The following is a 23,722-nucleotide window of genomic DNA, read 5'->3' on the forward strand; positions in this document are numbered from 1 at the left end:
CCGCACATCTGGATCCGTGAACTTCACACTCTGCACTGAGATTTTCCCCTGCGCGAGGGATTGACGCCCAACTTCCGCCGTTCCACCCTCTGTTAACGAGTCGACTCGCCGTGTTAACCGATGCACACCCGGATGGCCGAACCCCACGTGGAGGTCACGGATGAACATGCACGCGCACGACCGCCGACGGTTCCTGGCGCTGAGCGCCGCCCTGGCCGCCACGCCCCTGATCTCCGCCTGCGGTGCCGGATTCGGCGGCGACGACAGCAAGAGCGACGGCTCGGCGGCGGACGACGTCACCGGCTCCTTCGACTTCAAGCGCGAGAAGGGCACCACCGTCAAGGCGCTGCTGAACAAGCACCCCTACACCGACGCGCTGATCGCCGACCTGAAGTCGTTCACCGAGAAGACCGGCATCAAGGTCGAGTACGACGTCTTCCCGGAGGACAACTACTTCGACAAGCTCACCGTCGACCTGTCCAGCGGACGCGCGTCGTACGACGTCTTCATGCTCGGCGCGTACATGGTGTGGCAGTACGGGCCGCCGGGCTGGCTGGAGGACCTCGGCCCCTGGATGCGCAACGCCTCGGCCACCGGCGCCGAATGGGACCAGGCCGACTTCTTCCCGAACCTCCTCCAGGCCGACCAGTGGTCCCTGAAGGCGGGCGCGCCGCTCGGACAGGGCGGGCAGTACGCGCTGCCGTGGGGCTGGGAGACCAACGTCGTCGCCTACAACACGGACGTCTTCAAGAAGCTCGGCCTCAAGCCCGCCGAGAGCTTCGACGAGCTGCGCGAGATCGCCGGCGCCATCAAGCAGAAGGCGCCGGGTGCGGGCTTCGACGGCATGTACGGGATCGCCGTACGGGGATCGAGGAGCTGGGCGACCATCCACCCCGGCTTCATGACCATGTACGCCCGCAACGGGCTCAAGGACTTCACAGTCACCGGCGGGAAGCTCACACCCGCGATGAACACCCCGGAGGCCGTCGCGTTCACCGAGGACTGGGCCGGCATGGTCAAGCAGGGCGGCCCGCCGTCCTGGACGTCGTACACCTGGTACCAGTGCTCCAGCGACCTCGGCGCGAAGAAGGCCGGGATGCTGTTCGACGCCGATACGGCCGCCTACTTCCAGGCGGTGGAGGGCGCGAGCCCGGCCTCCGGGAAGATCGCCTTCCATCCCGGACCGAAGGGGCCGGACGGCTCCCTCGCCACCAACATGTGGATCTGGTCGCTCGGCATGAACGCCAAGAGCAAGAAGAAGAGCGCCAGTTGGCTGTTCCTGCAGTGGGCGACCGGCAAGGAGCACCTGCGCAGGAGCGCGATCACGCACAACCACATCGACCCGGTGCGCAAGTCGATCGCCGACGACGCCGCCTACAAGGACAAGATGAGGCACCTGCCCGGCTTCATCGAGACCTTCGAGACCGTCGTCGACCAGACGAAGATCCAGTTCACCCCGCAGGCCCAGTTCTTCGACGCGACCACCAGCTGGGCCGCCGCCCTCCAGGAGATCTACGGCGGCAAGGGGGCCGAGTCGGTGCTCGACGGGCTGGCGGGCGACCTCGCCGACAAGGTGGGCTAGCGCGATGGGATGGCGGCTCGCCCTTCGCCCGTACGTCCTGATCGTCCCCGCCCTGCTGCTGACCTGCGGGATCCTCTACCCCTTCGGGCTCGGCCTCTACTACACGCTGTTCGACTTCTCGGCGAGCAAGCCGCAGCCGGACATGGTGCGGTTCGAGAACTACGAGACCGTCTTCACCCAGGAGGCGTTCTGGAACTCGGCGTGGGTGACGGTGCTGTACGCGGTCGGGGCCGCCGCCGTCGAGACCGTCCTCGGCGTCACCGTCGCCCTGCTGCTGCACCGGTCGACGATCGTCGGGCGGGTGCTGGAGAAGATCCTCATCCTGCCGCTGATGATCGCGCCGGTGATCGCGGCGATCATCTGGAAGCTGATGCTCCAGCCGTCGGTGGGGGTGATCAACTATCTGCTGAGACCCTTCGGGCTGGGCGGAGTCCAGTGGACGGACACCCCGACCGGGGCGCTGCTGTCGTCGATCGCCGTGGACGTGTGGGTGTACACGCCGTTCGTGGCGATCCTCGCCCTCGCCGGACTGCGGTCGCTGCCGACGTCCCCCTTCGAGGCGGCGGCCGTCGACGGTGCGGGCTGGTGGTACACCTTCCGGCGACTGACGCTGCCGATGCTGTGGCCGTACGTCCTGGTCGCGGTGATCTTCCGGTTCATGGACTCGCTGAAGGTGTTCGACATCATCTACGCCCTGACGGAGGGCGGCCCCGGCGACTCGACCGTCGTCCTGCAGATCCGCGCCTACCTGGAGGCGATCCGCTTCCAGCGGTACTCGTTCGGCATCAGCTACACGATCGTGCTGTGGGCGGTGGTGTATCTCGCCGCGATGGTGCTGGTGAAGCACCTGGGCAAGATCCAGCGGAAGGCGGCGGAGGCGAAATGACCGTGCGCAAACGCCTGTTGGGGTGGCTCGCCGACGCCGCCCTCGTCCTGTACTTCGTCTTCGCGCTGTTCCCGATCGCCTGGATGGTGATCCTGTCGCTGAAGCCGACGAACCAGCTCTTCTCGACCTACTTCTCCTTCTCCCCCACCCTCGACGGCTACCGCACGGTCCTCGGCGACAGCGAGGGCATCCCGTTCGTGCGGTTCTTCGTCAACAGCCTGGTGGTGTCGGTGGGAGCGGTCGTGCTGTCGCTCCTGGTCGGGCTCCCGGCCGCGTACGCCTCGGCGCGCTGGCGGTTCAAGGGCTCCGAGAACCTCATGTTCACGCTGCTGTCGTTCCGGTTCGCACCCGAACTGACCGTGATCATCCCGCTGTTCGTGCTCTACCAGAAGCTCGGGCTCTTCGACACGTACGTCGGCATGGTGTGGGTGCTCCAGCTGGTCACGCTGCCGCTGATCGTGTGGATCATGCGGTCGTACTTCGCCGATCTGACGCCCGAGCTGGAGCAGGCGGCGTTGCTGGACGGCTACACCCGCAAGCAGGCCTTCCTGAGGGTGGCCCTGCCGCTGGTGAAGCCGGGGGTCGCGGCCGTGTCGCTGCTCGCCTTCATCTTCGCCTGGAACAACTTCGTCTTCCCGCTGATCCTGACCTCCAACGAGGCCCAGACCGTGACGGTGGGCGCGCTGTCCTTCCTCGGCGGCGACCGGCCCAAGTACAACCTCACGGCCGCCGCCGCACTCGTCTCCGTCGTACCGCCGCTGCTGCTCGCGCTGACGATCCAGCGGTATCTGGTGCGGGGGCTGTCGTTCGGGGCGGTGAAGTCATGATCCGGCTGCGGGGTGTGCGCAAGACGTACGGCAAGGTCACCGCGCTCGACGGGCTGGAACTGGACGTGCGGGAGGGCGAGTTCTTCTGCCTGCTCGGCCCGTCGGGCGCCGGCAAGACCACGACCCTGAAGACGGTCGCAGGGCTGGAGATCCCCGACGCCGGCACGGTCGAGCTCGGCGGCGCCGACATGCTCGGCGTCGAGCCGTACGACCGTGGCGTCGCGATGTGCTTCGAGAGCTACGCCCTCTACCCGCACAAGTCGGCCTACGACAACCTCGCCTCGCCGCTGCGCTCCCCGCGCCACCGCCTGCCCGCCGCGCAGGCCCGGGAGCGGATCGGCGAGGTCGCCGAACTCCTCGGGATCTCCGCCCTGTTGGACCGCCCGGTGGGCCGGCTCTCCAACGGCCAGCGACAGCGCGTCGCCCTCGGCCGGGTCCTGGTCCGGCCCGCCCGCGCCTTCCTCCTCGACGAGCCCCTGTCCCATCTGGACGCCAAGCTGCGCCAGCAGATGCGGGCGGAGCTGAAGGCGATCGGGGCGGTGCGGCGCACGACCACCCTCTACGTCACCCACGACTCCGTGGAGGCACTGGCGCTCGGTGACCGGATCGGGGTGATCCGGGACGGGCGGATCGTGCAGACCGGGACGCGGGAGGAGATCTGGTACCGGCCGTACGACACGGAGGTCGCGCGGGCCTTCGGGCGGCCCCGGATCAACCTGCTGCCGGGGGCGATCACGGCCGACGGCGGCTTCCGTTCCGCAGACGGCAAGGTCGACCTGCCGATCCGGGCCGACGCCCCCGTCGGGACAGAGGTGCTGATCGGTGTCCGCCCCCGCGATCTCGCTCTCGGCGAGGGTCCCGGCCACGAGCTCACCGGCACCGTCTACGTCACCGAGGTGCTCGGCCGGTCCGTGGAGGTCACGGTCCGGCTCGGCGAGCAGCACCTGTCACTGGTCGCCCCGCGCGGCGAGGCGAGCGGTCTTGGGCCCGACGATCCGGTACGACTGTCGGTCCGGCCTGAGAACCTGCTGCTGTTCGAGGCCGACCGGCCGGAGCGTCCAGGACGAAGGATCGGACAGTGAACCGCGCGATGAGCAACGCACAGCAGGGTCCCGCCGCCCGTCAGGCCGCCATGGCCGAGCTGGTTCTCGCCGACGGGTCGGCGACGGCCGCCGAGCTGGCCGAGCGGTTCGGGGTGAGCCTGATGACCATCCACCGGGACCTCGACGAGCTCGAACGGCAGGGGATCGTAAGGAAGTTCAGAGGTGGAGTGACGGCGCAGCCCTCCGGTGTCTTCGAGTCGAACGTGCAGTACCGGCTGAAGACCATGCGCGCGCAGAAGGCCGCCGTCGCCGACCGCGCCCTGAAGCTGATCGAGCCCGGCATGGCGATCATGCTGGACGACTCCACCTCGACCCTGGAGATAGCCCGCGGGCTGCGGCTCGGGGAGGTGACCCCGCTGACGGTCGTCACCAACTTCCTGGAGGCGATCAACCTCCTCTCCGACCAGCGCGGCATCCACCTCATGGCCCTCGGCGGCGACTACGACCCGCTGCACTCGTCCTTCCTCGGCGTGTCCTGCGTCGAGGCGATAGAGCAGCTGCGCGTGGACGTCTGCTTCGCGTCGACGTCGGCCGTGCGCGGGGGGTACGCCTACCACCAGGAGCAGCACATCGTGTCGGTGAAGCGGGCCATGCTCGACGCGGCCGCCCGCAACATCCTGCTGATCGACCACACCAAGCTCGCCCGCGTCGCCCTGCACCGGGTGGTCCCGCTGTCCCGCTTCGACCTGCTCCTCGTGGACGACGGGGCGTCGGCGGAGGCGCTGCGGGACCTGGACGAGCACAAGGTCCGCTACGAGGTATGCGCGACGAAGGGCAGCAGCCATGACCCAGCTGGAGCTACGTGATCTGCGCAAGACCTACCGTGCGCGGGGCCGCCCGGCCGTGGACGCCGTACGCGGTATCGACCTCAGCCTGCGCTCCGGGGAGTTGCTGGGGCTGCTGGGCCCTTCGGGCTGCGGGAAGTCCACGACGCTGCGCATGATCGCCGGGCTGGAGACGGTGACCGGCGGGGACATCCTGGTCGGCGGGGCGTCGGTGACCGCCCGCCCGGCCCAGCAGCGCAACATCGGGGTCGCGTTCGAGAACTACGCCCTCTACCCGCCGCTGACGGTGGCGGAGAACCTGGCGTTCGGGCTGAAGGCGCGGCGACGGGCCGACCGGGGTGACGTCGACCGCAAGGTCAAGGAGATCGCCGAGCGCGTCGACCTCACCGGCATCCTCGACGCCCGCCCGGCGGGCCTGTCCAGCGGCCAGAAGCAGCGGGTGTCCCTGGCCCGCGCGCTGATCCGCGAACCGGACGTCCTGCTCCTCGACGAGCCCCTGTCCCACCTCGACGCGGCCCAGCGCGACACGACCCGCCGCGAACTCAAGCGCATCCAACGGGACTTGGGCCACACCACCATCCTGGTCACCCACGACCAGGAGGAAGCCCTGTCCCTCGCCGACCGGATCGCCGTGATGAAGGACGGAGTGATCCAGCAGCTCGGCACGCCGTACGAGATCTACGACAGCCCGGCGAACCTCTTCGTCGCGGACTTCGTGGGCGAGCCGGCGATCAATCTCCTGCCCGGCATCGCGGACGCGGACGGCCACGCCCACCTCTCCTCCACCGTGCGGATCGCGCTGCCGGTGCCGGTGGCGACGGGCCGGGAGGTGGTGGTCGGCATCCGCCCGGAGGACCTGACGCCGACCGGCGAGGACGAGGGCCTGCCCGCCCGGGTCGTGGCCCACGAACCGCTCCTGGAGTCGGGCATCGCGACCCTCGCCCTCGACGGCGTCGAGAACCCCCTCGTCGTCCTCACCGCCCCCGAGGTCCGCCTCGCCCACGACGACCGCGTCCACGTCGCCGCCGACCCTGACCTCACCCATGTCTTTGACGCCGAGACAGGAGACTCCCTGCGATGACCAACGGGAACCAAGTGCGCGTGGTGGCCGCCGGCGACCACTTCATCCTGCCGTCGCTCATCAGGGAGGCGCTCGGCCGTGAACTCGCCTGTGACATCGGTGAATTGACCCTGGGCTGGCCGCTGGATCCCTTCGGCCCTGTGGCCGAGGTGACGGAGGCGAGCGACGCCGAGGACGAGCTGATCGAGGCGCTCGCGGGAGCGCGGGTGCTGGTCACGCAGATGGGCCCGGTGACCGAGCGCGTCCTCGACGCCTGCCCCGACCTGCGGCTGGTCGTCGTGTGCCGGGGCGGCCCGGTGAACGTCAACCTGGACGCGGCCAAACGGCACGACGTCCGCGTCTGCTACGCCCCGGGCCGCAACGCCGCCGCCACCGCCGAGTTCACGGTCGGCCTGATGCTGGCGGCCCTGCGCCGGATCCCGCAGTCACACAACCTCCTCGCCCTGCAAGGCAGTTGGGAGGGGGCGACGTACTACACCTACGAGCACAGCGGTCTGGAGCTGGAGGACCTGCCGGTCGGGCTGGTCGGCTACGGGGCGGTGGGCAGCAGGGTCGCGCGGGTGCTGTGCGCGTTCGGGGCGCGGGTCATGGTGTACGACCCGTACGTCCACGGCGAGATCCACGGCCTGCGGGTCGCCTCCCTGGACGAGCTGCTGCGCAAGTCCCGGGTGATCACGCTGCACGCCCGCCTGACAGCCGAGACCCGAGGCCTGATCGGCGCCCGCGAACTCGCCCTGCTGCCGCAGGGCTCGGTGGTGGTGAACGCGGCACGGGGTCCCCTGCTGGACGAGGAGGCACTGTGCGACGCGCTGGAGAACGGGCATCTCTCGGCGGCGGCCCTGGACACCTACGCGCAGGAGCCGCTTCCTGCGTCCTCCCGCCTGCATGCCCTGGCCGACCGCGTCGTCCTGACCCCACACCTGGGCGGCGCGAGCCGCGCGGTCGCCGAGAAGGCGGCGGCGATCGCGGCGGCGGAGGTGGGGCGCTGGGTGCGTGGCGAGCCGTTGGCGCACTGTCTGACGTGACGGACCGGAGGAGGTCGGCATGTACGTCGGTATCGATGTAGGCACGTCCACGGTGAAGGCGGCCGCGTTCGACTCCGGGGGCCGTGAACTGGCCGTCGCTTCCCGCCCGGTGGGGTTGGTGCTGCACGGCGGGTTCGTCGAGCAGGACATGGAGGAGGTGTACGGGGCGGTCGTCGCCGTGCTCGACGAGGTGACCTCACGGGTCCCGGAGCCCGTCGGGCTCGTCGGCCTCACCGGACAGGGCGACGGCGTCTGGCTCGTCGACGCCGACGGGCGGCCGGTCCGGCCCGCCGCCTCCTGGATGGACGGCCGCGCCCACGAGCTGGTCGACCGGTGGATGGCGGACGGCACGTTCGAGACGGTGTTCCGGCGGACGGGGAGTGCGATGTTCCCGGGGTGTCCGGGACCTCTCCTCGCGTGGCTGGACAGCCATGAGCCAAAGGCGCTGGATGCCGCGGCCACCGCCCTGTACTGCAAGGACATGGTGTTCCAGCGGCTGACGGGCGCGGGTGCGACGACGGATGTGTCGGACGCGTCGATGCCGTTCCTGGACCCGCGGACACGGTCGTACGACAACGGGGTCGTCGAACTGCTCGGGCTGACGCACCGGCGCGGACTCCTCCCCCCGGTCGGCGACCCGGTCGCGACGGCACGGACGCGCGGCGAGGGGCTCCCGCCCGGAACCCGGATCGCGAACGGGCCGTACGACCTGCCGGCCTGCGCGCTCGGCGCGGGCGTGACGTCCCCCGGCGACGGTCTCCTCATCGTCGGCACCTGTCTGGCCAGCCTCGTCGCGACCACCGACCTGGACCTGGCCGGTGAGCCGGCCGGGCTGTACATCAGTACCGACCGGCCCGGGCACTGGCTGCGTGCGATGCCCGCGATGGTCGGTACGGCGGCGCTGGACTGGGTGCTGTCGACGACGGGCGTCCGGCACGAGGAGGTCGACGGGCTGCTGGCCGAGACCCCGCCGGGGGCGCACGGGGTGCGGGTACTGCCGTACTTCGCGCCGTCGGGCGAGCGCGCGCCCTTCGTCGAGCCGCGTCTGCGGGCCGAACTGACCGGCGTCTGCCTGGAGTCGACCCCCGCCGACCTCATCCGGGCGACCTGCGAGGGCATCGGCTACGCGGCCCGGCACTGTCTGGCGGCGGCCGGGCTGACAGGGACGTTGGCCGTCTGCGGCGGCGGTACGCGCAGCCCGGCCTGGATGCGGCTGCTCGCCGACGTCCTGGGGCGGCCGCTCAGGGTCGTCGAGGGTGAGGTGGGCGCGCGCGGCGCGGTGCTCGCGGCGGCCGAGCGGTACGGGGAGGCGCTGGACGCCGAGGCGTGGACGCGGCCGACGGCGGTGGTCGAGCCGGACGCGGCACGGGCCGCGTACTACGCGCAGGGGTACGAGGAACACCTGATCCGCCTGAGCGAGGCGCGCGCCCGGGCACGTGCCTGAAGAGCCCTGCGACGAAAGGGAGTCGTATGCACCCCAGACGTAGATCCCTGCTGCTCGCGGCCGCCGGCACCACGGCGGCCGCGGCCGTACCCGCCACCGCCGCCGCCGTGCCCGAGTCGCATCCCCCGCGAAGGCCGCTCGTCATCGGCCATCGCGGCGCGGCCGGCTGGCGTCCCGAGCACACGGCCGCCTCGTACACGTACGCCGTCCAGACCGGCGCCGACTGGATCGAGCCGGATCTGGTGCCCACGAAGGATCACGTCCTGGTGGTCCGGCACGAGAACGAGATCTCGCAGACCACGGACGTGGCGACGCACCCGGAGTTCGCGGGCCGCCGTACGACGAAGACGGTGGACGGGCGGGCGGTGACCGGCTGGTTCACCGAGGACTTCACGCTGGCGGAGCTGAAGACGCTGCGGGCGGTGGAGCGGCTGCCGCTGGTCCGCAACCGCAACACGGTGTTCGACGGCCGCGAGGAGGTGCTGACCTTCCAGGAGGTCGTCGACCTGGCGCGCGGGCTGTCCAAGGCGTACGGCCGGACGATCGCCGTGTTCCCGGAGACCAAGCACCCGACGTACTTCCGCTCGCTGGGCCTGCCCCTGGAGCCGCAGCTGGCGCGGCTGATCCGACGCAACCGGCTGGGCCGGCGCAGTTGCGTTGTGCAGTCCTTCGAGCCGACGAGCCTCAAGCGGATCGCGGCCGAGCGGCTGGGGGTGGCGCTGTGGCAGGCGCTGGGGACCACGGGCGGACCGTACGACCTCGTCTCCGCCGGGGATCCGACGACGTACAAGGACATGATGACGCCGGCGGGGCTGGCGCGGATCGCGCAGTACGCGGACTGGATCGGGCCCGACAAGTCCTCGCTCGTCGGCACGTCCGTCCTCGCGGACGCCCATGCGGCGGGGCTGCGGGTGGGGCCGTACACCTTCCGGGCGGAGAACCAGTTCCTGCCGGCGGATCTGCGCCGGGGAACCGGACCGAACGATTTCGGGGACGCGTTCGCGGAGTACGCGCTGTACTACGGGATGGGGGTCGACGCGGTGGTGACCGACTTCCCCGATCTGGCGGTGATGGCTAGGAGGGGCTGATGTTTTTCCGGGACAAGCACTGCCGCACGTGTGGTGGCGGCCGCACGCAGGTGTTCAGGCCGCTCAGCCGCGAGGAGCTGGCGGCGATCAAGGCGGACCGTGGAGATCTGTGGCGCTGCACCGCCGAGGGCTGCCGTTGGTACCAGCCCTGGCACAAGCAGAGCGACGGCGGCCTGCTCCCGGAGGAACTGAAGATCCAGGCCGCCGTCACAGAGGCGAAGTGACCCCTACAGGTTGCTGAAGTCCGGGCCCTTGGTGCGGGTCCGCTTGATCTCGTAGAAGCCGGGGACCGAGGCCACGGCGAGGGTGCCGTCCCAGAGCCTGGCGGCGTCCTCGCCCTGGGGGGCCGGGGTGACGACCGGGCCGAAGAAGGCGATCTGCTCGCCGTCGGCGCCGGGGACGGCGATGACCGGGGTGCCGACCTCCTGGCCGACCTTGTCGATGCCCTCCTTGTGGGAGGCGCGCAGCTGGGGCTCGTAGGGGGTGTCGTCCCAGTGGTCCATGAGGGAGTCGGGCAGGCCGACCTCCTTCACGGCGGCGGCGACCGCCTCCTTGGTCGGGCCCTCGCCCTGGTTGTGGATGCGGGTGCCGAGCGCGGTGTAGAGGTCACCGAGCACCTCGGCGCCGTGCTCCTCCTGCGCGGCGATGACGACCCGGACCGGGCCCCACGCCTTGGTCTCCAGCAGCTCGCGGTACTGCTCGGGCAGGTCGTCGAGCTTGTCCTCGTTGAGGACGGCGAGGCTCATCAGGTGCCAGCGGACCTCGATGTCGCGGACCTTCTCCACCTCCAGCACCCAGCGTGAGGTCATCCAGGCCCAGGGGCACAGCGGGTCGAACCAGAAGTCGACGGGGGTCTTGTCCGACATGTCTCTCCTCATGAGGCAAGCAGGTCTCAGCTGAACCTCTCGGGGAACACTGCTGCTCGCCGACCCATTCCCCACTGCCGCGGGTCAGGGCCACATGGCAGGATCGGCACTGTCCGCATACTGAACACCACCCCAGGGAGTGTCACCCGTGCCCGGTGAGAATCTGTCCCGCGACGAGGCCCGGGAGCGGGCCGCCCTGCTGTCCGTCGACGGGTACGACGTGTCCCTCGACGTGCGTTCCGCCCTCGACGACGGGGACTCGGAGGACGGGGCGCCGCGCACGTTCCGCTCGGTCACCACGATCCGCTTCCGCTGCAGCGAGCCCGGCGCGTCGAGCTTCGCGGACCTGATCGCGCCGAGCGTGACGGCCGTCTCCCTCAACGGCAAGGACCTGGACCCGAGCGAGGTCTTCGACGGCGCGCGGATCACCCTGGAGGACCTGGCCGCCGACAACGAGCTCGTCGTCGACGCCCAGTGCGCCTACTCCCGCACCGGCGAGGGCCTGCACCGCTTCGTCGACCCCGAGGACGGCGAGGTCTACCTCTACACGCAGTACGAGCCGGCCGACTCCCGCCGCGTCTTCGCGAACTTCGAGCAGCCGGACCTCAAGGCGCCGTTCCGCTTCGAGGTGCGGGCGCCGCAGGAGTGGACGGTGTGGAGCAACGGGGCCGGTGAACTCGCGGACGGGGCCTGGAAGTTCGCGGAGACGAAGCCGATCTCGACGTACATCACCTGTGTCGTCGCGGGCCCGTACCACTACGTCACCGACTCCTACGAGCGCACGTTCGCCGACGGCACGACGCTGCGGATCCCGCTCGGCGCCATGTGCCGCAAGGGCCTGGCCCCCTACTTCGACGCCGACGACATCTTCCTGGTCACCAAGCAGGGCCTGGACTTCTTCCACGACCACTTCGACTACCCGTACCCCTTCGGCAAGTACGACCAGGCGTTCGTGCCCGAGTACAACCTGGGTGCGATGGAGAACCCGGGGATGGTGACCTTCCGGGAGGAGTTCGTCTTCCGCGGCAAGGTGACGCAGGCGTCGTACGAGGGCCGGGCGAACGTCATCCTGCACGAGATGGCGCACATGTGGTTCGGCGACCTGGTCACCATGGTGTGGTGGGACGACCTGTGGCTGAAGGAGTCCTTCGCGGACTTCATGGGCACGTTCGCCAATGTCGGCGCGACCCGCTTCAAGAACGCCTGGATCACCTTCGCCAACCGCCGCAAGGCATGGGCGTACCGGGCCGACCAGCTGCCCTCCACCCACCCGATCACCGCGGACATCCGCGACCTGCAGGACGCCAAGCTCAACTTCGACGGCATCACGTACGCCAAGGGCGCTTCGGTACTGAAGCAACTCGTCGCATACGTCGGGCAGGACGCGTTCCTGGAGGGCGCGCGGCGTTACTTCAAGCGGCACGCGTACGGCAACACGCGGCTCGGCGATCTGCTGTCGGTGCTGGAGGAGACCAGTGGCCGGGACATGAGCGCGTGGGCGCGCTCCTGGCTGCAGACTGCGGGCGTGAACTCGCTGACCCCGCAGGTGCTGCTGGACGGCGAGGGCCGGGTGAGCGAGCTGGCGGTGGTGCAGGAGGCCGCCGAGTCGCACCCGGAGCTGCGCCCGCACCGGGTCGCCGTGGGTCTGTACCGGCGGGGTGCGCAGGGGGCGCTGGAGCGGTACGCGCGCGCCGAGGTGGACGTCGACGGGCCGCGCACGCTCGTGACGGAGCTGGTGGGCGCCGAGGCGCCGGAGCTGGTGCTGGTCAACGACGACGACCTGACGTACTGCAAGACCCGCTTCGACGACACGTCGCTGGCGACGCTGCGTGCCGCTCTCGGTGACATGACGGATCCGCTGGCGCGTGCCCTGTGCTGGTCGGCGCTGTGGAACATGACGCGGGACGCGCTGCTGCCGGCGCGGGAGTTCATCGACCTGGTGCTGAAGTCCGCCCACCGGGAGTCCGACATCGGCGTCCTGCAGATGCTGCACGCGTGGGCCGAGTCGGCGCTGACGCACTACGCGGCGCCGCAGTGGCGGGAGCAGGGCACCCGGCTGCTCACGCAGGGCGCGGTGGACCGGCTGTACGCCGCCGAGCACGGCAGCGAACACCAGCTGGCGTGGGCGCGGTTCTTCGCCCGGGTGACCGACGAGCCGGGCTTCGAGCTGCTGACGGGCCTGCTCGACGGTTCGGCCTCGGTCGAGGGCCTGGAGGTCGACCAGGAGCTGCGCTGGGTGCTGCTCGACACCCTGGCCACGTACGGCGTCGTCGGCGAGAAGGAGCTGGCCGCCGAGCTGGCCCGCGACGACACGGCCTCCGGCAGGCGCCACCAGGTGCGCTGCCTGGCCGCGCGGCCGTCTCAGGCGGTGAAGGCGCAGGCGTGGGCCCAGGTCGTCGAGTCGGACGCGCTGTCCAACGCACTCGTCGAGGCGACCATCGCGGGCTTCGTCCAGCCGTCCCAGCGCGAGCTGCTCGCGCCGTACGCCGACAAATACTTCGCCGCGATCGAGCGGGTGTGGTCGGAACGCTCCATCCAGATCGGTATGCACGTGGTCCGGGGCCTGTTCCCGGGGCTCCAGCAGTCGGGGGCCACGCTGGACGCGACGGACGCGTGGCTCGCGGCGCACGAGGAGGCGGCTCCGGCGCTGCGGCGGCTGGTGCTGGAGGCGCGGGACGATCTGGCGCGGGGGCTGCGGGGGCAGGCGTGTGACGCGTCGGCGGCGTCAACCGCCTAAGACCTTTGGCCAACGGTCATGGCCTGCGTGACCGTTACGGAATTCAGGCAATAGCAGCCGTAACCCCTGGTCCAACCCGATTGGACCAGGGGTTTTCCCTGGCTACTAGGCATCCGAACACCCGTCCTTTAGTGCCATGTTGTCCGCTTTTGTCGACGGCCCTGTAACAGCGGTTAATAGGCGGATCGAGCGCGGGAACCTCCGGGTCATGAACCACAACACCCCGCTCTCCCCGCTGTCCCCCCGCCCCCTGCGTCACCTCTCCGAAGTCCACCGCCGCGTCATGACGACCGCTCAGCTGAAGTCGCACGGTGTCGCGCCCGCCGAGATGAGCGAGCAGTGCCGCGCCGACGGCCCCTGGCGGCAGATCCTCCCGGGCGTCTTCCTGCTCCACCCCGGCCCGCCGACCAGCGAGGAGCGCCTGCACGCGGTGCTGATGTACGCGGCGCGGGAGCGCACGTCGGGCGTGCCGTCCCAGCCGGGCGACGGTGAGGGGCACGCCGCCCCCGCCTACGCCGAGGCGATGATCACCGGCCTTGCGGCACTCACCCTCCACGGCTTCTCGGCCACACCGCCGCTCACCGCCCTGGACACGATCGACGTCCTGGTCCCCCGGATGCGCCGGCTGCGCTCCACGGGCTGCGCCCGCATCCTGCGCGCCCCCGCGCTCCCCACGCCCCGACAGGTCACCGGCCTCCCCGTGGCCCCGGTCCMCCGCGCCCTGGCCGACGCGGTCGCCGAGCTCACGGACGCCAGCGCCGTACGCCGTCTGCTGACCGAGGCCGTGCGCGCCGGGCACTGCGAACCGGCGTCGGTGGTACGGGAGTTGAACCAGGCGAAGCTCCTGTCCCGCCCGCACGTGGTGGACGCGGTGGACTCCCTGCTCGCCGAGGGCCGCGCCATCGCCGAGGACCGGCTGTACGCGATGGTCCACGAGTACGGCCTGCCCGACCCGGTCTGGAACGTCGACCTGCGCCTGCCGGGCGGCCCCCACCTCGGCGGCCTGGACGCCTACTGGCCCGAGCAGGCGGTGGCGGTGGAACTGGACACCCGGGCCCCGCGCCAGGGCCACCGGCAGGACGACGACGCGCTCTGGTCCGAGTACGCCCGCAAGCGGGAGACCCTGGAGCGCCTCGGCATCACGGTCGTCCACATCACCCCGAAGAAGCTCCGGGACGGCATGGAACAGCAGGCCGCGGTGGTCCGTACGGCCCTGATGGCGGCGGCGGACCGGGATCCGGCCGCGTATGTCGTGGTGCTGCCGAGGTAGTGACGGACCGCGAAGGCAGCATCAGGAGGGGAGAGGAGGGGCCGCCGGAGCCTTCAACCGGCGGCCCCTCCTCATTGAACGCTCAACTCCCGCTTCGGGCAGTCGTCGTCCAAGTGCGACCGGTGAGCGCAGGTCGTACGCTCGAAACGACCGAAGGCTCGCGTCGAAAATCAATGACGCCGACCGGTCCACAGAGGCGATTCACAAGTGGCCGCCAGGGAGGAGTCGTGCCCAAGGACTATGAGCAGATCAACCCCAGTCATCCCGTCTCAGAAGAGGACCGCAAGATTCTGCGGTCCCTGGTCGCTCAGAACGCCGACGCCGTATTCGAGCGGCAAGCACTGACCGCCGCCGTTCGAGACGGCACCGAAAGCGAGCGGCAGCTTCGTGACGCAATCTCACACTGGGTCGGTGAGAACATTTCCGACAAGACGCTTCCCGCGCGCGTCGAGGGTCGACTCGGCCGCCTACAGCGGCGATCCCCTCATCGCCTTCAACGTAGGCGCCACCGCAGCGTTCGAACTGCACCCTGATCGCCGCCCGCCGTCCGGAAACGGCCGCTACACGTCAGAGTTGCGGTCAACGGCAGAGGAGCCGAGCCCTTCGCAACACATCTTGAACAAAGGGGATTTCTATGGCGACAGTTGTCGGCTATCGAAGCAACAGGATCGTCGAATTGATGGACGAGCCCGCGGAAGACCGCGGTGTCGACTGGCTGAAGGAGTCGCTGCAGCAGGCCGTCATGCTGGAACTGGCCACGCTTCCGCCCTATCTCTGCGCCCTGTGGTCCATCGAGGACCAGAGCTCGGACGCGGCCGCCGCCGTCCGCCGGATCGTCTTCGACGAGATGTCGCATCTCGGCCTGGCCGGGAACCTGCTCACCACCATCGAGGGAGCGCCCCGCCTCGCCGGAGAGAAGACGGTGCCGAAGTATCCCGGCCCGCTCCCCGGGGGCGTGCGCCCCGGACTGACCGTCTTCCTGAGCGGGCTGACGAAGCAGTCCCTGGATCTGTTCTCCCGGATCGAAGAACCCGACGACCCCGTCGCGAAAACCGAGACGCACACCTCCATCGGGGCCTTCTACACCGCGATCCTCGAGGTGTTCCGGAGCCATCCGGAACTGATCACCGGTACTCGACAGCTGCGCCGGCCCATGACGCACCACGGTGAGGGCAACAGCGTTGTGGCCCTCACCTCGTTGGCCGACGTCGAGAAGGCCATCGGCGTCATCAAGGAACAGGGCGAGGGCACGGCCGTGTCACCGGAGAACCCGCACCCCGGGGAAGAGGACGAGCTCGCCCACTTCTACGTCTTCCGGGAACTCTTCCACGGCCGAAAGCTGATCAGGACCTCTCAGGACCCGGACCACTGGGAGTTCGCCGGGGACGAGATCCCGATGCCGCCCGCCCTGCCCATGGGCACGGTGCCGGCGGGCGGCTGGGAAGCGGGAGGCCTGGCGCCCGATCCCGAGACGAAGGAACTGCTCGATGCCGGCAACCGCGCGTACAGCGACATGTTGCGGTTCCTGGAGCAGGCCTGGCAGGCCGATCTGCCGGCCACGGCCAACAGTCTGCTCACCAAAGCGATCGGCCAGATGTTCTCCCTGGCCGAACCCGCCCAGGCGCTGATGCAACGCGACCTGCCCGACGGCAGCGGTAGGACCTACGGGCCGGAATTCAGGTTCATCAACGCATAACGGAAGCCCCGCCCCGCTGCGTGTCCGAGTCCGCTCGATGACCGGCCCTCACCGGCTCCTTTCCGCAGAACTCCGCCTCGATCACGGCGTCGGTGTCTCCCGTCCAGTCCGCGTTGAAGTTGAAGGCCAGGGAGTGGCGGCCGTCAGCCGTCGTCACCGCCTCCGACGTCGAGCCGTGGATGCCACCGCCATGACCCCAGACCGTGACGCCGCAGCTCAGCTTGCGTCCGATCAGGCCGAGGCCGTAACCCGCGTTCGGGATGTCGTCGACCTTGACCGTGGTCTTCATCTCGGAGAGCTGCTTCGCGGGGAGCAGCCTGCCCTTCAGCAGGGCCGTGTAGAAGCGGCCGAGGTCGGTGGAATCGGAGATCATCTCGCCGGCCGAGTAGGCGAGGGACGGGTTGAGCCTCGTGACGTCGTACGTCGGGCCCGTCGCCGTCTCGGCCAGCTTGGAGTAGCCCCGGCTGCTCGGGCCCGGCACCGTCACGCGCGTGCCCGGGACGGACGTGCCGGTCAGGTGCAGGGGCTTGATGATGCGATCGCGGACCTCGGCGCCATAGGGGCGGCCGGTGGCCTTCTCGATCACCATGCCGGCCAGGACGTAGTTGGTGTTGGAGTAGTTCCACGAGGTGCCCGGCTCGAAGTCCGGCTTGTGGGTCATGGCGAGGGCGACCAGTTCCCCGGGCTTCTTGGTGTCGTAGCGGTGCTCGAAGAAGCCGTCCTTCAGGAAGTACGTGCGCCCGAAGTCCTCGTCCGCCGTGTAGTTGAAGATGCCGCTGGTGTGGTTCAGGAGCCGGCGCAGGGTGATCCGGCTGCCGTCGTGGCCGTTGCCCCGCACCACGCCCGGCAGCCACTTCTCCACCGTGTCGTCCAGCGACAGCCGGCCCTCCGCCTCCAGCTGGAGCAGCAGCGTCGCCACGAAGGTCTTGGTGATGCTGCCCACCCGGTAGCGGTCGTCGGCCGAACGCGGCTTCCCTGTCTTGAGGTTGCCGACGCCCGCTGTCGCCGACCATGTGCCCTGTCCGTCCCTCGCCGTCACCGTGACGCCGGGGACGCCCGCCGCTACCGCGGCCTCGGCGGCCCTCCGGGTCGGCTCGTGGTCGGTGCCGGCGGGCGCCGCCGCCAGCGCGGGCGCCGCGAGGGCCACCGACAGCGCCACCGCCGTCGCGGCCACGAGGGCCGTGCGGGTCCTACGTACGCTCATGTCTCTCCCCCTTCTGCACGCTCTCGTCGAGCGTGGTCGCGGGGAGAGACCGGGCGCCTGCTGCGAAGGTTGAAGCGGGATGGGGCAGTTGAGCGCGATTCAGCCCTTCTTCAGCACCAGTTCCGTGTTGCGGTCCTTGCGCTCGCCGCCCAGCTTCGTGCTCGCGCCGGGGGCGTTCAGGGACAGCTCGCGGTAGAGCGCGGCCAGGCCCGTCTGGGAGAGGTCGGTGAAGCTGGTGCGGTGCGGGGCCGAGGACTCGATCAGCGTGGTGAACAGCGAGAGCGTGCCGTCGTTGTTGTCCACCACCTCGATGATCCGGGCGAGTTGGGGGAAGTCCACGTGGGAGGCGGTGGAGATCTCCCAGAAGGAGCGCCCGCCGGCGGCGGTGTGCGGGGTGATGACGTTCTTGTGGATGTGGCCGTTCACCCAGGCGAGGACGCCCCGGTGGCTGCCGAGCAGCTGGAGCAGCTCGGCGCCGCCCACGCGCCGCTCGCTCGGGCGGGCCGGGTCGCGGCGCAGGTTGTCCATCGTCTCGCTCGTGTGATGGCTGAAGACGATCGCGTACGAGTCCTTGTTGTCGCGCAGCGTCTTGTCCAGCCACTTGAACTGGGCCGCGCCGATGGACCCTTCGTAGTGGCCGCCCGGGTCGGTGGTGTCCAGGCTGATACCGATGACGTCGTCGGCGATGCGGAAGCTGTAGTACTGGGTGCCCGCGTCCAGGTTGGCCGTCGAGTAGCCGTGGCCGACCGGGCCGTGGCCGCGGTGGGCCGGGTCCAGGTGGGCCCGCAGGTAGTCCTTGGGCGTGAACGGGGCGCGGCTCTCGTCCGGCGTGACCGAGCGCATCGAGCGGGCGTGGGCCTTGAGGAAGTCCTTGAAGACGGTGCCCCTCGGGTCCTTGTCCTGCTTGAGGGAGTCCTGGAGCTTCTTGGCGTCCGCGGCGGACACGTTCATCAGCTTCTTGCCGCCGACGGCGAGGTCGGTGAGGTAGGAGTCGCTGTGTGAGGCGTAGGTGCCGAGCGGCATCGCGTCGTGGTTGCCGACGGTCGAGTACCAGGGGATGTTCAGGCCGGGGCTGCGCATCTGGCGGATCGCGGCGGCCAGGTAGCCCTCGATGTGCGGGAAGCCGAGCTGCTTGTCGGCGTCGCGGACGGTGTCGTCGGCCTGCCAGTACTGCTTCAGTCCGCTGTTCTGGACGCCTTCGTAGTGCCGCGGGTCACCGGTGTTCGGGGTGACCCGGCCACCGCTCATCACCGTGAGGAACCACTCCAGCTCGGACTTGCAGTTGTTGTCCGTGTTGTCGCCGGTGGTCATGGCGAAGTGGAGCGGGGCGCCGGTGACGGGGGCGCCCCGCAGCGCGTTGATCCGCTCGACGAGCGCCACCGCGCCGGGCACGGTCAGTGCCTCCTGCGGGCGCCATGCGTGCACGTCCGTCGAGCGCAGGTACTCCAGCCGGAGCGGGTGCTGGGCGTCGATCAGGTGCAGGTCCGTGAGCTGGACGAAGGCGGCGAGCGCCGTACGCCGGCCCTCGCGGCCCGACTTGGCCGCCGCGAGGTTCTCCCGGACGACCCGCTTCCAGCCGGGACCGTCGGCGAGCCGGCGGTAGCCGCCGCTGCCCTGCGGGGTGGCGACGCCCGCGACGGTGGTGCCGCGGGTGTACGGGGCGAGGGCGACCGGCACCCTGCGGGAGGCGCCCACGGGAGCCTCGGCAGCGGCTGCGTCGGCCGCGCCGGCGTTCGGCGCGCTCGCGGCGCCGTGGGTGGTGGCGGCCTCACTGTCCGTGGGCCGCAGGGCGTAGCCGACGCCCGCGGAGAGGGTCACCGCACCGGTGGCGGCGAGCAGGGTACGGCGGTGGATCCCCAGCGCGGAGCTGGCGACAGAGCGTATGCGCGACATGGCGCGGTCTCCCCGAGTGCGAACGCGTCGGCAGTGGGCGCGGGGCGGTCGCTTACGCGAACGGCCCGCTCACTGTGGATCGTTGGCACCGGGAATGGCCTGCGCATGAACATGACGGCAACGCGCAGCGCCGATCACCGTACGTCGATCTTGGGCTACCTTCCGCGTCCACGACCGCTCCTCGAACGGCCGGGACGCGGTCACTCCGTGTTCATCTTTCGGGGTAGTGAAGCTATTTCCCGGGCTGTCCGTCGGCTGCTCGGATCCGCCCGGTGGCGGGCCGTTCGCGCCACAGCGACAGCCCCTTGTCGACCATGGAGATGCGGGTCAGCTCCGGCACCCGGTCCAAGGGGTGCCAGGCCGCCATGTCCGTCGACCCGTTGGCCTCGTAGCGCAGTTCACCGCCGGTGATCCGTGCCTCGTAGACGAGCCGTACGCCGTGGTGGTCGACGCTGCGCCCGAAGCGGGCCGGGAAGACGCGGTGGGAGGAGTCGATGCCGAGCAGCCCGGTCGGCTCGACGAGATAGCCGGTCTCCTCCTCCACCTCCCGCACGACCGTGTCGTAGGGATCCTCGCCGTGTTCCATGCCGCCTCCGGGCAGCACCCACTCGAAGCCGCCGCGGGGTGCCGGGGAACGGGCGAGGAGGAGCTGTCCGTCGCGAACGCATAGGGCGTAGGCCGCCACCCTCAACTTCTTCTGCACATAGGGACGTTAAGCGGCCGGAGCCGAATCGGCAGGCGAATATTCAGCTTGTGGGCGACTTGCCCGCTTCGCACCTATCACCCCAAATGCATAGCGGGATTTCCCCATCCGTCCATTTCAATTCCGTCAACTCTTCCCAAACATCCTTCCCTTGCGTAAGGCTGTGCGGTCGTCCGGGGTCGCATACCGGACGCCCCGTTGCTCCTTTACCAACAAGGGATGCCGATGACCCTCACCCCCCAGCGCGATCCGAAGCCGGGCCCGAGACGCGCGGCCCGCATAGCCGTGGCCGCCGGTCTCGTCGCCGCGCTCTCCGCAGCAGGGCCGATACCCATGGCGATAGCCGTGGACCCCGCGCCCGCCGCGACGGACCCGAGCGTCAAGTCCGCGCACGACAAGCTCGGTTCGGACGACGCCGATCTGCTCGCCGAGGCGAAGGCCGACGGCGCCAAGAACGTCACGATGATGGTCGCGACCGCACCCGGCCAGACCGAGAAGGTCGCCGAGCAGCTGGACGCGGTCGGCTCTGTGGGCCGTACCTACGACAAGCTCGGTTACGTCCGGGCCACCGTCCCCACCGGCAAGGCCGACTCGGCCATCGCCGCCGCGGCGAAGCTCTCCTCGGTGCACGGCATCGACCTGCGCGAGGAGATACCCCTGGACGACCCCGCCGTCGACACGAAGAAGTCGACGGCCGCCGCCACCTCGTACACCGGCCCGAGCAAGAACACCCCGGCCGCGAACCCGTACAACCCGTCCTTCGAGACGGGCGCCGTCGACTTCGTGAAGAAGAACCCGAAGGCGGACGGCCGCGGCATCACCATCGGCATCCTCGACTCCGGCATCGACCTCGGCCACCCGGCGCTGCAGAAGACCACCACCGGTGAGCGGAAGATCGTCGACTGGGTCACGGCCACCGACCCGCTCGTCGACAGCGACCGCACCTGGCGCCCGATGGTGACCTCCGTCTCCGGGCCCAGCTTCACCTACAGCGGCAAGACCTGGACGGCGCCGGCCGGCTCGTACCAGGTGAGCACCTTCCTGGAGTCGTACACCACGGGGGGCGACGCGGCGGGCGACGCCAACCGCGACGGCGACAAGACCGACTCGTGGGGCGTGCTGTACGACGCCGCGAACGGCACGGTCCGTGTGGACCTCAACAACAACTACGACTTCGGTGACGACACCCCGATGAAGCCGTACAAGGACGGCTACCAGATCGGGTACTTCGGCACCGACAACCCGGCCACCGACGTCGCCGAGCGTCAGCCGTTCGTCGTGCAGATCCGCAAGGACGTGCCGATGGACCCGCTGGGCGGGGACTGGGTCGGCCAGAAGCGCGACTTCGTCAACATCGGCGTCATCGAGTCCGAGCACGGCACGCACGTCGCCGGCATCACCGCCGCGAACGGCCTGTTCGGCGGCAGGATGAACGGGCAGGCCCCCGGCGCGAAGCTCGTCGCCTCCCGTGCCTGCACCTGGACCGGCGGCTGCACCAACGTCGCGCTCACCGAGGGCATGATCGACCTCGTCGTGAACCGTGGCGTCGACATCGTCAACATGTCGATCGGCGGTCTCCCGGCGCTGAACGACGGCAACAACGCCCGCGCCGAGCTGTACACGCGCCTGATCGACACCTACGGCGTCCAGCTCGTCATATCCGCCGGCAACTCCGGCCCCGGCGCGAACACCATCGGCGACCCGGGCCTGGCGAGCAAGGTCATCTCGGTCGGCGCGACGGTGTCCAGGGAGACCTGGGCCGCCAACTACGGCTCGGCCGTGTCCAAGCCGTACGCGATGATGCCGTTCTCCTCGCGCGGTCCGCGTGAGGACGGCGGCTTCACCCCGACGCTCTCCGCGCCGGGCGCCGCGATCAACACCATCCAGACCTGGCTGCCGGGCGCCCCGGTCGCCGAGGCGGGCTACACCCTCCCGGCCGGCTACGGCATGCTCCAGGGCACCTCGATGGCGTCCCCGCAGGCGGCGGGCGCGTCCGCGCTGCTGCTGAGCGCCGCCAAGCAGAAGGGCATCGCCCTCACCCCGGCGAAGCTGCGCACCGCGCTCACGTCGACCGCCGACCACATCAAGGGCGTTCAGGCGTACGAGGAGGGTGCCGGCCTCATCAACATCGAGGACGCCTGGGACTCCATCCGCGACGGCGCCACCGCCCATGAGTACACGGTCAAGGCACCGGTCGACACCGCGATCGACCAGTTCCTGAAGACCCCGGGCTTCGGCACGGGCGTCTACGACCGCGAGGGCGGCCTGAAGGCCGGGCAGAAGAAGACGTACGACGTCACCATCACGCGTACGTCCGGCGCGGACCGGGCGATCCGGCACGAGCTGAGCCTCGGGAACAACGCCGGTGACACCTTCCGCATCGTCGGTTCGGACGAGATCAGCCTCGGCCTGAACAAGCCGGTCACCGTCAAGGTCTCCGCGAAGCCGTCCTCGGCCGGTATCAAGAGCGCGATCCTGGAGGTCGACGACCCGCGCACCGAGGGCATCGACAAGCAGGTCCTCAACACGGTCGTGGTCTCCGCGCCGCTGAAGTACACGTACTCCGCGTCCGGTTCGACGCAGCGCAACAGCACCAAGTCGTACTTCGTGACCGTCCCCGAGGGCGCGAAGTCGCTCGAGGTCGCGATCGGCGGCCTGAAGGACAAGAGCCAGACCCGGTTCATCGCCATCCACCCCTACGGCGTCCCGTCGGACAACACCGGCACGCCGTTCTGCTACAACAACTACCTCGACGGCAACGGCTGCAAGCCGGACGTGCGTGCCTACGCCGACCCGCAGCCCGGCGTCTGGGAGATCGAGGTCGAGTCGCGCCGTACGTCGCCGCTGCTCGACAACCCGTACAAGCTGGACGTCACCGTCCTCGGCGCGGCCTTCGACCCGGAGACCGTGACCGTCCCCGAGGCCAAGGTCGGCACTCCGGCCGCCGTCTCCTGGAAGGTGACCAACAACTACGCCGCCCTCGACGGCAAGCCGGCCGGCGGCCCGCTCGGCTCGTCGAAGACGGCGCGTCCGACCATCACCGAGGGCGTCACGCAGACCACCACGGTCGACGTGCCCGAGGGCGCGACCTCGCTCGACGTCTCCATCGGCAACGTCTCCGACGCGGCCGCCGACCTCGACCTGGTCGTCTACAACGCGGCCGGCACCGAGGTCGGCAGCTCCGCCGACGGTGACTCGGAGGAGGCGGTCAAGGTCGCGAACCCGGCCGCCGGGAAGTACAGCGTCGAGGTCATCGGCTACTCGGTGCCGAGCGGCTCGACGGCCTACGACTACCTGGACGTGTTCTTCTCCTCCGCGCTCGGCACCGTGTCCGTCGGCGACGCGCCGGTGAAGCTCGGCACGGGCGAGTCGGCCACCGTCTCCGGCAGCGTCACCGCGCAGGCGGCCGCTCCGGAGGGCCGTGAGTTCTTCGGCCAGGTCCGGCTGCTGAACGCGCGCGGCACGGTCGCGGGCGTGGGCAGCGTGAAGATCGAGAAGGTCACTCCGTAGTCCTTCGGTACGGCAGTGGGGC

At 70.0% G+C, this 23,722-nt stretch carries 19 protein-coding genes; 15 read left to right on the forward strand and 4 right to left on the reverse strand.

The window, feature by feature from the left end; genetic code table 11:
• The first annotated feature begins 160 nt into the window (after nucleotides 1-160).
• From EAO75_RS35610 to EAO75_RS35655, 10 genes are read left to right on the forward strand one after another with little or no spacing between them, the layout of a single operon-like run.
• A complete protein-coding gene (locus EAO75_RS35610; protein WP_147999273.1) occupies nucleotides 161-1,582 on the forward strand; it encodes an ABC transporter substrate-binding protein in 1,422 nt (473 codons plus the stop codon).
• Nucleotides 1,583-1,586: 4 nt separating this feature from the next.
• Nucleotides 1,587-2,468 carry a carbohydrate ABC transporter permease gene (locus EAO75_RS35615; protein ID WP_147999274.1) on the forward strand — a complete coding sequence of 294 codons (882 nt, stop codon included), beginning with the start codon at nucleotides 1,587-1,589 and terminating at the stop codon, nucleotides 2,466-2,468.
• Nucleotides 2,465-3,295, forward strand: a complete 831-nt coding sequence (locus EAO75_RS35620) for a carbohydrate ABC transporter permease (RefSeq protein WP_147999275.1) — start codon at nucleotides 2,465-2,467, stop codon at nucleotides 3,293-3,295. The genes EAO75_RS35615 and EAO75_RS35620 overlap by 4 nt, the downstream gene beginning before the upstream one ends.
• The gene (locus tag EAO75_RS35625; RefSeq protein WP_147999276.1) at nucleotides 3,292-4,377 is read left to right on the forward strand and encodes an ABC transporter ATP-binding protein; all 1,086 of its coding nucleotides are present in this window, start codon (nucleotides 3,292-3,294) and stop codon (nucleotides 4,375-4,377) included. Before EAO75_RS35620 ends, EAO75_RS35625 begins: the two co-directional genes overlap by 4 nt.
• A gap of 8 nt (nucleotides 4,378-4,385) precedes the next feature.
• The gene (locus EAO75_RS35630) at nucleotides 4,386-5,204 is read left to right on the forward strand and encodes a DeoR/GlpR family DNA-binding transcription regulator (RefSeq protein WP_147999277.1); all 819 of its coding nucleotides are present in this window, start codon (nucleotides 4,386-4,388) and stop codon (nucleotides 5,202-5,204) included.
• Complete coding sequence (locus EAO75_RS35635) at nucleotides 5,182-6,264, forward strand: ABC transporter ATP-binding protein (RefSeq protein WP_147999278.1); 1,083 nt, start codon at nucleotides 5,182-5,184, stop codon at nucleotides 6,262-6,264. Before EAO75_RS35630 ends, EAO75_RS35635 begins: the two co-directional genes overlap by 23 nt.
• Nucleotides 6,261-7,289, forward strand: coding sequence for a 2-hydroxyacid dehydrogenase (locus EAO75_RS35640; RefSeq protein ID WP_147999279.1), 1,029 nt, complete (start codon nucleotides 6,261-6,263; stop codon nucleotides 7,287-7,289). The genes EAO75_RS35635 and EAO75_RS35640 overlap by 4 nt, the downstream gene beginning before the upstream one ends.
• Before the next feature lie 19 nt (nucleotides 7,290-7,308).
• On the forward strand, nucleotides 7,309-8,733 hold the full coding sequence (locus EAO75_RS35645) for an FGGY-family carbohydrate kinase (protein ID WP_147999280.1): 1,425 nt from the start codon (nucleotides 7,309-7,311) through the stop codon (nucleotides 8,731-8,733).
• A gap of 26 nt (nucleotides 8,734-8,759) precedes the next feature.
• Nucleotides 8,760-9,821 (forward strand): glycerophosphodiester phosphodiesterase family protein, encoded by a 1,062-nt coding sequence (locus EAO75_RS35650; RefSeq protein WP_147999281.1) that lies wholly within the window; start codon nucleotides 8,760-8,762, stop codon nucleotides 9,819-9,821.
• Nucleotides 9,821-10,045, forward strand: coding sequence for a hypothetical protein (locus EAO75_RS35655; protein ID WP_147999282.1), 225 nt, complete (start codon nucleotides 9,821-9,823; stop codon nucleotides 10,043-10,045). Before EAO75_RS35650 ends, EAO75_RS35655 begins: the two co-directional genes overlap by 1 nt.
• A gap of 3 nt (nucleotides 10,046-10,048) precedes the next feature.
• Here the strand turns inward: EAO75_RS35655 and EAO75_RS35660 are convergent, their stop codons facing one another.
• The gene (locus tag EAO75_RS35660; protein WP_187284720.1) at nucleotides 10,049-10,687 is read right to left on the reverse strand and encodes a DsbA family protein; all 639 of its coding nucleotides are present in this window, start codon (nucleotides 10,685-10,687) and stop codon (nucleotides 10,049-10,051) included.
• 148 nt (nucleotides 10,688-10,835) lie between these two features.
• On the opposite strand from EAO75_RS35660, the gene pepN reads away from it, so the two are divergent.
• The 4 genes from pepN (at nucleotide 10,836) to EAO75_RS35680 (ending at nucleotide 16,390) form a co-directional block, all read left to right on the forward strand.
• Nucleotides 10,836-13,424 (forward strand): aminopeptidase N, encoded by a 2,589-nt coding sequence (gene pepN, locus EAO75_RS35665; RefSeq protein ID WP_147999284.1) that lies wholly within the window; start codon nucleotides 10,836-10,838, stop codon nucleotides 13,422-13,424.
• Between the two features lie 208 nt (nucleotides 13,425-13,632).
• On the forward strand, nucleotides 13,633-14,694 hold the full coding sequence (locus EAO75_RS35670) for a hypothetical protein (RefSeq protein ID WP_147999285.1): 1,062 nt from the start codon (nucleotides 13,633-13,635) through the stop codon (nucleotides 14,692-14,694).
• 227 nt (nucleotides 14,695-14,921) lie between these two features.
• Nucleotides 14,922-15,227, forward strand: a complete 306-nt coding sequence (locus EAO75_RS35675; RefSeq protein ID WP_147999286.1) for a hypothetical protein — start codon at nucleotides 14,922-14,924, stop codon at nucleotides 15,225-15,227.
• A gap of 146 nt (nucleotides 15,228-15,373) precedes the next feature.
• Nucleotides 15,374-16,390 (forward strand): ferritin-like domain-containing protein, encoded by a 1,017-nt coding sequence (locus EAO75_RS35680; RefSeq protein ID WP_261989562.1) that lies wholly within the window; start codon nucleotides 15,374-15,376, stop codon nucleotides 16,388-16,390.
• Here the strand turns inward: EAO75_RS35680 and EAO75_RS35685 are convergent.
• The 3 genes from EAO75_RS35685 to EAO75_RS35695 all read right to left on the reverse strand — a co-directional run bounded on the left by EAO75_RS35685 (nucleotide 16,380) and on the right by EAO75_RS35695 (nucleotide 20,190).
• Nucleotides 16,380-17,594: a serine hydrolase domain-containing protein gene (locus EAO75_RS35685; RefSeq protein WP_187284721.1), complete on the reverse strand. Its 1,215-nt coding sequence runs from the start codon at nucleotides 17,592-17,594 to the stop codon at nucleotides 16,380-16,382. The genes EAO75_RS35680 and EAO75_RS35685 overlap by 11 nt on opposite strands.
• Before the next feature lie 99 nt (nucleotides 17,595-17,693).
• Nucleotides 17,694-19,487, reverse strand: coding sequence for a TIGR03767 family metallophosphoesterase (locus tag EAO75_RS35690; protein ID WP_147999288.1), 1,794 nt, complete (start codon nucleotides 19,485-19,487; stop codon nucleotides 17,694-17,696).
• A 232-nt stretch (nucleotides 19,488-19,719) separates the two neighbouring features.
• Nucleotides 19,720-20,190 carry an NUDIX hydrolase gene (locus EAO75_RS35695; protein ID WP_147999289.1) on the reverse strand — a complete coding sequence of 157 codons (471 nt, stop codon included), beginning with the start codon at nucleotides 20,188-20,190 and terminating at the stop codon, nucleotides 19,720-19,722.
• A 225-nt stretch (nucleotides 20,191-20,415) separates the two neighbouring features.
• Between EAO75_RS35695 and EAO75_RS35700 the strand changes: the two genes are divergently transcribed.
• A complete protein-coding gene (locus tag EAO75_RS35700; RefSeq protein WP_147999290.1) occupies nucleotides 20,416-23,700 on the forward strand; it encodes a S8 family serine peptidase in 3,285 nt (1,094 codons plus the stop codon).
• Nucleotides 23,701-23,722: the final 22 nt, after the last annotated feature.

The organism is Streptomyces sp. UW30 (assembly GCF_008042075.1).
Taxonomy (GTDB): Bacteria; Actinomycetota; Actinomycetes; order Streptomycetales; family Streptomycetaceae; genus Streptomyces.

Excerpts from the sequence above, each read along its gene's own strand:
- EAO75_RS35660 (WP_187284720.1), bottom strand. The coding sequence starts at position 10,687 with ATGTCGGACAAGACCCCCGTCGACTTCTGGTTCGACCCGCTGTGCCCC.
- EAO75_RS35640 (WP_147999279.1), top strand. The coding sequence starts at position 6,261 with ATGACCAACGGGAACCAAGTGCGCGTGGTGGCCGCCGGCGACCACTTC.
- EAO75_RS35615 (WP_147999274.1), top strand. The coding sequence starts at position 1,587 with ATGGGATGGCGGCTCGCCCTTCGCCCGTACGTCCTGATCGTCCCCGCC.
- EAO75_RS35630 (WP_147999277.1), top strand. The coding sequence starts at position 4,386 with ATGAGCAACGCACAGCAGGGTCCCGCCGCCCGTCAGGCCGCCATGGCC.
- EAO75_RS35700 (WP_147999290.1), top strand. The coding sequence starts at position 20,416 with ATGACCCTCACCCCCCAGCGCGATCCGAAGCCGGGCCCGAGACGCGCG.
- EAO75_RS35625 (WP_147999276.1), top strand. The coding sequence starts at position 3,292 with ATGATCCGGCTGCGGGGTGTGCGCAAGACGTACGGCAAGGTCACCGCG.
- EAO75_RS35635 (WP_147999278.1), top strand. The coding sequence starts at position 5,182 with ATGACCCAGCTGGAGCTACGTGATCTGCGCAAGACCTACCGTGCGCGG.
- EAO75_RS35620 (WP_147999275.1), top strand. The coding sequence starts at position 2,465 with ATGACCGTGCGCAAACGCCTGTTGGGGTGGCTCGCCGACGCCGCCCTC.
- EAO75_RS35645 (WP_147999280.1), top strand. The coding sequence starts at position 7,309 with ATGTACGTCGGTATCGATGTAGGCACGTCCACGGTGAAGGCGGCCGCG.
- EAO75_RS35610 (WP_147999273.1), top strand. The coding sequence starts at position 161 with ATGAACATGCACGCGCACGACCGCCGACGGTTCCTGGCGCTGAGCGCC.
- EAO75_RS35650 (WP_147999281.1), top strand. The coding sequence starts at position 8,760 with ATGCACCCCAGACGTAGATCCCTGCTGCTCGCGGCCGCCGGCACCACG.
- EAO75_RS35655 (WP_147999282.1), top strand. The coding sequence starts at position 9,821 with ATGTTTTTCCGGGACAAGCACTGCCGCACGTGTGGTGGCGGCCGCACG.
- EAO75_RS35685 (WP_187284721.1), bottom strand. The coding sequence starts at position 17,594 with ATGAGCGTACGTAGGACCCGCACGGCCCTCGTGGCCGCGACGGCGGTG.
- EAO75_RS35690 (WP_147999288.1), bottom strand. The coding sequence starts at position 19,487 with ATGTCGCGCATACGCTCTGTCGCCAGCTCCGCGCTGGGGATCCACCGC.
- EAO75_RS35680 (WP_261989562.1), top strand. The coding sequence starts at position 15,374 with ATGGACGAGCCCGCGGAAGACCGCGGTGTCGACTGGCTGAAGGAGTCG.